This window comes from Brucella cytisi, from assembly GCF_038433355.1.
Classification (GTDB): Bacteria; Pseudomonadota; Alphaproteobacteria; order Rhizobiales; family Rhizobiaceae; genus Brucella; species Brucella cytisi.
On the sequence record NZ_JBCAUP010000010.1, the window covers coordinates 269,574 to 277,500 of the forward strand.

Genomic DNA, 7,927 nt, shown 5'->3' on the forward strand with positions numbered 1-7,927 from the left:
TCTAGCAAGGCGTAATGGGAGGAACGCAATGCATTTCGGACTGACTGAAGAACAGGAAATGATCGTCTCGACAGTTCGAAGCTTTGTCGAGAACGAGATTTATCCGCATGAAACGACCGTCGAGCGTCTCGGCCATGTGCCACACGAGATCGGCGAGGAAATCAAGCGCAAGACGATCAAACTTGGCTTCTACGCCAGCAATTTTCCGGAATCTGCCGGCGGCCCGGGACTTTCCCATCTCGAATTCGCGCTGGTTGAGCGTGAACTCGGTCGTGGATCGATGGCGCTCACACATTTCTTCGGACGTCCGCAAAATATTCTGATGGCCTGTCAGGGCGAACAGATCGAGCGATATCTCCTGCCTGCCGTGCGCGGCGAAAGGATGGATGCGCTCGCCATGACCGAGCCCGATGCGGGCTCCGATATTCGCGGTATGAAGGCCAATGCGCGCCGCGATGGCGGCGACTGGGTGTTGAACGGAACCAAGCATTTCATTTCTGGCGCGGAACACGCCGATTTCGTCATTGTCTTCATGGCGACCGGTGAAGAACAATCTTCAGCCGGAACGAAGAAGAAAATCACGACCTTTCTGGTGGACCGCGGCACGCCGGGCTTCACCATCCGCGAGGGATATAAATCCGTCAGCCACCGCGGCTACAAGAACATGATCCTTGAATTCGATGATTGCCGCATTCCGGATGCTCAGGTTCTCGGCGATGTCGATGGGGGCTTTGCGGTCATGAATGAATGGCTATATGCCACCCGCATCACCGTGGCGACAATGGCAGTTGGGCGCGCGCGTCGTGTGTTCGACATGATGGTGGACTATGCCGCGCAGCGTAAGCAATTTGGTCAGCCCATCGGACGCTTTCAGGGCGTCGGTTTCCAGCTTGCCGATTCCGTTACCGAAATCGATGCCGCGGACTGGCTGACACTGGCGGCCGCCTGGCGTCTCGATCAGGGCTTGCCCGCAAACCGTGAGATTGCGTCCGCGAAGGTCTATGCGTCTGAGATGTTGGCCCGCGTTACCGACCGCGCTATTCAGGTTCACGGCGGCATGGGACTGATGGACGATCTGCCGTTGGAACGATTCTGGCGCGACGCGCGTGTCGAGCGAATTTGGGATGGCACGAGCGAGATCCAGCGCCACATCATTGCCCGCGATCTCCTCCGTCCGCTTGGAGCTTGACCGTGAACAAAAAGAACCTGTCTCGTGTTCTACGTCCTCGTTCAATCGCGATCTTTGGTGGAGGATGGTCTACGGCAGTGCTCAGGCAATGCAGTAAAATGGGCTTTGAAGGCGCGCTTTGGCCGGTCCACCCCACCCGCGATACCATTAACGATATTCCTTGCTATCGATCCGTTGCAGACCTGCCCGGCGCGCCGGATGTCAGCTTCATCGGCGTCAATCGCGACGGAACAATCAACATCGTTCGCGAACTGGCAGCCCGTGGCAGTGGCGGCGCGGTGTGCTTTGCATCCGGCTTCAATGAGGTTTCCGATGGCGCCGAGCGCAACCGGGCTTTGCTGGAAGCGGCGGGCGATATGCCGATCCTTGGCCCCAATTGCTATGGCTTCATCAATTATCTCGACGGCGCGCTGCTCTGGCCAGACCAGCATGGCGGCAAGAGAGTGGAAAGCGGTGCCGCCATTGTCGTGCAGTCGTCCAATATCGCCATCAATCTCACTATGCAGCGTCGCGGCCTGCCGATTGCCTATGTGCTGACCGCCGGAAATCAGGCACAGACGGGTCTTTCTGAACTGGCCGAAGCTGCCCTGGACGATCCGCGTGTTACCGTTCTTGGCCTGCACATTGAAGGCTTCGACAATATTGCACGTCTGGAACGGGTGTTCGCCAAAGCGCGCGCGATGAGAAAGCCCGTCGTGGCGATCAAGGTCGGGACCTCCGCCGCCGCTCAGGCGATGACCCTTTCACATACCGCTTCACTGGCCGGAGCCGATACGCTGGCCGATGCCTTTTTCGCACGATGCGGCGTCGTCCGTGCCCGGACGCTCGACGAATTCGTCGAAACCCTGAAGCTGCTTCATGTGCTTGGCCCCTCGCCGGATAACAGTCTCGGCTCGATGAGCTGTTCCGGCGGCGAAGCATCGCTCGTTGGCGATCTTGCAAGCGCTGCCGGTCTTGACCTCCGACCGCTTGCACCTGACGAGGCCGAGAAACTCAGCGCCACCTTGCCCGAAATGGTCACGATCTCGAACCCCCTCGACTATCACACCTTCACATGGGGAAATGGACCAGCACTCACGGCAACCTATCGCGCCATGCTGGATGGGAATTTCGGACTGACCATATTGGTGCTCGACTTTCCTCGCGGCGACCGGTGCGTCGACAATGGTTGCGAAACATCGCTAGAAGCGGCGATAGAGGCGCACAAGGCAGGCGGTGGGCGCTTCGCACTCGTCGCCAGTCTGCCGGAAAACCTCACCGAAACCCATGCCGAACGGCTGGTCGCCACCGGTATCGCGCCAATGATGGGGCTTGCCACAGCGCTGACGGCTGCTGCCAATGCCGCCTGGATTGGTGAGGTCTGGTCGCGCCCACAACCTCCGCTGCTGACAGCCCAAGCGCCAGCCCTTGCATCTGACGCGACTGCAATGGACGAATGGTCGTCCAAGTCGGTCTTGCGTGAAATCGGTCTTGTTACCCCACAGGGCGGCATTGCATCCGGTGTTGACGACGCCGTCACGCTTGCCGAAAAGCTGGGCTACCCCGTCGTCCTGAAGGGCGTTGGAGACAACCTTCTCCACAAGACCGAAATGGCGGCGGTCCACCTCAATCTGGCAGATGCCGAGGCTGTGCGCACAGCCGCAGTTTCGCTTGCCCATCTTGAATGCGATTTTCTGGTCGAGAAAATGGTTCATGGAGGTGTTGCCGAGCTGATTGTCGGCATCGCACGCGATCCGCAATTCGGGCTTTATCTCACCATCGGCGCAGGCGGCGTGATGGTCGAACTCTGGAATGATACGCGCGCGCTTCTTTTACCCGCCAGTCGCGATGATGTTCGAACCGCGCTTCTCTCGTTGCGCTCAGCCCCGCTTCTGACCGGGTTCCGTGGCCGACGGAAAGCAGACATCGAAGCTGCCATGGAAGCCGCGTGGCGAGTTGGCAACCATGCACTCGCTCAGGCAGATTTGATTGAGGAACTCGACATCAATCCGCTCATCGTCACCGCTGATAATGCCATCGCCGTCGATGCCCTAATACGCAACAGGAGAACATGATGTCTGAAGAGGTGAAAATCGTTCGCAACGGCCAGATATTGGAGATCACGCTCGACCGGCCCAAGGCCAATGCGATAGACCAGCCAACCAGTCGAAAGCTCGGCGACGCCTTCGCCATTTTTCGCGATGATCCGGACCTGCGCGTTGCGATTTTCACAGGTGGAGGTGAGAAGTTCTTCTCCGCTGGGTGGGATCTGAACGAAGCTGCCGCCACTGGCGGGGATGGCTATATCGCCGACTATGGTCAGGGCGGCATCTATGGCTTTTCAGAACTGCCCGGATTGGAAAAACCGGTCATCTGTGCGGTCAACGGCTATGCCATTGGCGCTGGCTTCGAAATACTACTGACCGCCGACTTCATTATCGCCGCTGATCATGCACAATTCTGGCTACCCGAGACGTCGCTCGGTGTTCTGCCGGATATCGGTTCGTTCGTTCTGCCCAAACTTCTGCCCAAGGTCATTGCAAACGAAGTTCTTTACGCCGGTCGACGTTTCAATGCACAGGACTGCCTCCGGTGGGGACTGGTCAATGATGTGGTGCCGCAGGCCGAGCTGATGAATGCGGCCAGAGCGCTCGCCGCACGCATCCTGCGTTCTGCGCCGCTTTCAGTTGCCGCCGCAAAACAGACGACACGCATGGCCGAGCATATGAGCCTGGCCGAGAGCTATGCCGCCATGCGCGCCGGTACGTTTCCACTGTTCAAAGCGCTGATCGAAAGCGAAGACGCGCTGGAGGGACCGTGCGCAGCCGTCGAGAAACGCGATCCCGTTTGGAAAGGCAGATGAAATGAGCACGCAGGCCGAAGCTGCCATAACAACCCGCCGTGAAGGCGCTATTCTGGAAGTTACGTTGGACCGGCCCAAGGCCAACGCAATTGATCTTCCAACGTCGCGGATCATGGGGCAAACCTTCGCGGCCTTTCGCGACGATCCCGAACTGCGCGTCGCCATTCTCAAGACCGCCGGTGAACGCTTCTTCTCTGCCGGTTGGGATTTGAAAGCAGCGGCCGAAGGCGCTCCCATCGACGGTGACTATGGGATTGGCGGCTTTGGCGGCATTCAGGAACTGCGCGACCTGAACAAGCCTGTCATCGCGTGTGTCAGCGGCATGGCCGCAGGCGGTGGTTTCGAACTGGCCCTGTCCTGCGACCTGATCTATGCCGCGGACCACTCTTCTTTTTCATTGCCGGAAATCCGCTCGGGAACCATTGCAGATGCAGCAAGCATCCGGCTTCCGAAACGCATTCCTTATCACATCGCGATGGAACTGTTGTTGACCGGCCGCTGGATTGACGCTCAGGAAGCGCATCGCTGGGGCTTCGTCAACGAGGTCCTGCCTCAAGATAAACTGGAAGAGCGCGTATGGGAGATTGCGCGTTTGCTGGCATCCGGTCCGCCGCTGGTTTACGCAGCAATCAAGGAGACCGTGCGCCGCGCCGAAAGCGAAGATTTCCAGACCATGATGAACCTTGTCATGCGTCGCAAGCTGGCAACGGTCGATATTCTCTATGGGTCGGACGATAATCTGGAAGGCGCTAAAGCCTTCGCCGAAAAGCGCGATCCTGTCTGGAAAGGGAAGTAACAGCAGGCATTTCCATCGTCAGCCTGGGTGTCCCGGCTGAATGAGTTCATTGGATTACCCACGTGGACAGCGCATCAACCCAACACGAGTCTTTGTTAGTTGCAGCGCGACCATTCGAGGCTGCCTCAAACACCAGAATCCCGTTTAAAACGCAAAAACCCCGCAGTTTTTCTGCGGGGTTTGAATGTCTTGGTTGCGGGGGCAGGATTTGAACCTGCGGCCTTCAGGTTATGAGCCTGACGAGCTACCGGGCTGCTCCACCCCGCGCCATGGGTGTTTTGTATATATTTGAGAAGATGATTTGATTTGTGTTCTTGGCAGACCTGGCAGCGACCTACTCTCCCGTGTCTTGAGACAAAGTACCATTGGCGCTGGAGCGTTTCACGGCCGAGTTCGGAATGGGATCGGGTGCAGCCGCTCCGCCATAACCACCAGGTCGGCGAAGAACACAAAATTTGAGAAGCTGGTTGTCTTTCGTGCTTTTGTCATCATCAAGCTTCGCTTGATGGATATTGTAAATGGGAGTGATCAAGTCGATCGAGCTATTAGTACCGGTAAGCTACATGCGTTGCCGCACTTCCACACCCGGCCTATCAACGTGGTAGTCTTCCACGGCTCTGATAGGGAATACTCGTTTTTAGGTGGGTTTCCCGCTTAGATGCCTTCAGCGGTTATCCCGTCCGTATATAGCTACCCTGCTATGCCGTTGGCACGACAACAGGTCCACCAGAGATACGTCCATCCCGGTCCTCTCGTACTAGGGACAGATCCTATCAATATTCCTACACCCACGGCAGATAGGGACCGAACTGTCTCACGACGTTCTGAACCCAACTCACGTACCGCTTTAAATGGCGAACAGCCATACCCTTGGGACCTGCTCCAGCCCCAGGATGCGATGAGTCGACATCGAGGTGCCAAACAACCCCGTCGATATGGACTCTTGGGGGTCATCAGCCTGTTATCCCCGGCGTACCTTTTATCCGTTGAGCGATGGCCCTTCCACGCGGGACCACCGGATCACTATGACCGACTTTCGTCTCTGCTCGACTTGTCAGTCTTGCAGTCAGGCAGGCTTATGCCATTGCACTCGACGAACGATTTCCGACCGTTCTGAGCCTACCATCGCGCGCCTCCGTTACTCTTTAGGAGGCGACCGCCCCAGTCAAACTACCCACCATACACGGTCCTGGACCCGGATAACGGGCCGCAGTTAGACATCCATATAGGCAAGGGTGGTATTTCAAGGATGACTCCACAATGGCTGGCGCCACTGCTTCAAAGTCTACCACCTATCCTACACATGCCGACACGAATGCCAGTGTAAAGCTATAGTAAAGGTGCACGGGGTCTTTCCGTCTAACCGCAGGAACCCCGCATCTTCACGGGGAATTCAATTTCACTGAGTCTGCGTTGGAGACAGCGGGGAAGTCGTTACGCCATTCGTGCAGGTCGGAACTTACCCGACAAGGAATTTCGCTACCTTAGGACCGTTATAGTTACGGCCGCCGTTTACTGGGGCTTCAATTCAATGCTTGCACATCTCCTCTTAACCTTCCAGCACCGGGCAGGCGTCAGACCCTATACGTCGTCTTGCGACTTCGCAGAGCCCTGTGTTTTTGGTAAACAGTCGCTACCCCCTGGTCTGTGCCACCCCCACCTGGTTGCCCAAATGGAGGTCACGCTTCTTCCGAAGTTACGCGTGCATTTTGCCGAGTTCCTTCAACGCAGTTCTCTCAAGCGCCTTGGTATTCTCTACCAGTCCACCAGTGTCGGTTTAGGGTACGGTCTATATGCAGGAGCTATTTCCTGGAACCGCTTCGCTGCAAGATCAATCCAATAAGACCTTACAACACACGCGATCCGTCACTACCTGCAGGCCCACGAATATTAACGTGGTTCCCATCGACTACGCCTTTCGGCCTCGCCTTAGGGGCCGGCTAACCCTGCTCAGATTAACTTTAAGCAGGAACCCTTGGACTTTCGGCGAGGGAGTCTCTCACTCCCTTTATCGTTACTCATGTCAGCATTCTCACTTCCGATACCTCCAGGATGTCTCACGACTGTCCCTTCACAGGCTTACGGAACGCTCCGCTACCACGCACAAATGTGCATCCACAGCTTCGGTGTATGGCTTGAGCCCCGGTACATTTTCGGCGCAAAGACCCTTATTTAGACCAGTGAGCTGTTACGCTTTCTTTAAATGATGGCTGCTTCTAAGCCAACATCCTGGTTGTTTTGGGATCCTCACATCCTTTCCCACTTAGCCATAACTTAGGGACCTTAGATGGTGGTCAGGGTTGTTGCCCTCTCCACGACGGACGTTAGCACCCGCCGTGTGTCTGCCCAGTAGTACTCCCCGGTATTCGGAGTTTGATTAGGATCAGTAAGACGGTGAGTCCCCATAGCCCATTCAGTGCTCTACCCCCGGGGGTATTCGCTGGACGCTCTACCTAAATAGATTTCGCGGAGAACCAGCTATCTCCAAGTTTGATTGGCCTTTCACCCCTAGCCACAAGTCATCCCGATCTATTGCAACAGATATGGGTTCGGTCCTCCAGTACGTGTTACCGTACCTTCAACCTGCTCATGGCTAGATCACTTGGTTTCGGGTCTAATGCATCGAACTGAACGCCCTGTTCAGACTCGCTTTCGCTGCGCCTACACCTACCGGCTTAAGCTTGCTCGATACACTAAGTCGCTGACCCATTATACAAAAGGTACGCTGTCACCCAGGACGAACCTTGGGCTCCAACTGTTTGTAGGCATCCGGTTTCAGGTACTGTTTCACTCCCCTCGTCGGGGTGCTTTTCACCTTTCCCTCACGGTACTGGTTCGCTATCGGTCATGCACGAGTACTTAGGCTTGGATCGTGGTCGACCCATGTTCAGACAGGATTTCACGTGTCCCGCCCTACTCAAGGACAACAGGTGTTCTACGTGTACGGGGCTATCACCCACTTCGGCAAACCTTTCCAGGTTCTTCCACTTTATTCCCTATTGCCACTGGCCTGGTCCGCGTTCGCTCGCCACTACTAGCGGAGTCTCGTTTGATGTCCTTTCCTCTGGGTACTTAGATGTTTCAGTTCCCCAGGTTCGCT

General features: G+C 56.4%; 4 protein-coding genes, 1 tRNA gene and 2 rRNA genes (1 of these 7 running past the window's edge). 4 read left to right on the forward strand and 3 right to left on the reverse strand.

Translation table 11 applies throughout. The features are described from left to right. The first annotated feature begins 28 nt into the window (after positions 1-28). Genes AAE521_RS11630 through AAE521_RS11645 form a run of 4 tightly spaced genes read left to right on the forward strand, consistent with a single transcriptional unit; the run spans position 29 to position 4,827 of the window. Entirely contained in the window at positions 29-1,189 is a 1,161-nt protein-coding gene (locus AAE521_RS11630) for an acyl-CoA dehydrogenase family protein (RefSeq protein WP_342061383.1), read from the forward strand. Beyond that, on the forward strand, positions 1,186-3,243 hold the full coding sequence (locus tag AAE521_RS11635) for an acetate--CoA ligase family protein (protein ID WP_342061384.1): 2,058 nt from the start codon (positions 1,186-1,188) through the stop codon (positions 3,241-3,243). The genes AAE521_RS11630 and AAE521_RS11635 overlap by 4 nt, the downstream gene beginning before the upstream one ends. Then, positions 3,243-4,031, forward strand: coding sequence for an enoyl-CoA hydratase-related protein (locus AAE521_RS11640; RefSeq protein WP_342061385.1), 789 nt, complete (start codon positions 3,243-3,245; stop codon positions 4,029-4,031). Before AAE521_RS11635 ends, AAE521_RS11640 begins: the two co-directional genes overlap by 1 nt. Before the next feature lies 1 nt (position 4,032). After that, entirely contained in the window at positions 4,033-4,827 is a 795-nt protein-coding gene (locus tag AAE521_RS11645) for a carnitinyl-CoA dehydratase (RefSeq protein WP_342061386.1), read from the forward strand. Between the two features lie 190 nt (positions 4,828-5,017). Here AAE521_RS11645 and AAE521_RS11650 read toward each other — a convergent pair. From AAE521_RS11650 to AAE521_RS11660, 3 genes are all read right to left on the reverse strand, one after another. Then, positions 5,018-5,094 (reverse strand) — tRNA-Met (locus AAE521_RS11650). A 54-nt stretch (positions 5,095-5,148) separates the two neighbouring features. Further along, positions 5,149-5,263: ribosomal RNA gene (rrf, locus tag AAE521_RS11655) — 5S ribosomal RNA — on the reverse strand. Positions 5,264-5,351: 88 nt separating this feature from the next. Further along, positions 5,352-7,927: ribosomal RNA gene (locus tag AAE521_RS11660) — 23S ribosomal RNA — on the reverse strand; it runs 328 nt beyond the window's last position.